Annotated in this window: 1 pseudogene; it reads right to left on the reverse strand. The window is 74.5% G+C overall.

Annotated features, from left to right (window positions below):
- A pseudogene (locus G3N96_RS38830) lies at positions 1-757 on the reverse strand (branched-chain amino acid ABC transporter permease); the annotation flags it as partial.

Genomic DNA, 757 nt, shown 5'->3' on the forward strand with positions numbered 1-757 from the left:
CCACAGCAGCGTGCCGATGCCGAACGCGGAGCACGCGACGACCCAGCCGGCCGGCGTATCGGCGTCGACGCTCCAGGCGCCGAACGCGAAGCCCGCGCCGTCGTCCTGCGCGAAACGCCACGCGTAGCCGAGTTCGGCCGCGCAGACGATCGCGACGCCCCAGAACACGCACGCACCGACCGCGCACAGCACGCGCCACCGCTCGGCCGCCGGTGCGCCGCGCCGCAATGCATGCGCGAGCGCTTGCACGATCCCGGCGATCCCGCGCGGCGCGGCCACGACGACCGCGACGAACAGCACGCCGAGATACAGCGCCCACGCGCGCGATACGCCCGCGACGACGATGCTCAGCACCGTGAGCACGGCGGCACCGGCCGCCGGCCCGAAGAACGCGCCGGTGCCGCCGATCACCGCGGCGATCAGCACGGTCGCCGACCGCGCCATCGACACGCTGTCGGGCGTCGCGATCTCGACGTCGATCAGCGTCAGCGTGCCGGCGACACCCGCGAAGAACGACGCGCAAGTGACCATCGCGAGCCGCACGCGGCGCGGCTCGGACCCGAGCGCGGCGACGCGCACCGGGTTGTCGCGCACCGCATTCGCGAGCCGCGCGAGCGGCGTGCGCGTCAGCGCGTGCATCGCCCACGCCGATGCGAGGCACCACACGGCGATCACCGCATACGCCTGGACGGGTGCGCCGAAATGCCAGCCGCCCCACGGCGTGCCGCTCGCGCGGTCGATCGGCACGCCGCCGATT

This window comes from Burkholderia sp. Se-20373 (genome assembly GCF_017104705.1).
GTDB lineage: Bacteria > Pseudomonadota > Gammaproteobacteria > Burkholderiales > Burkholderiaceae > Burkholderia.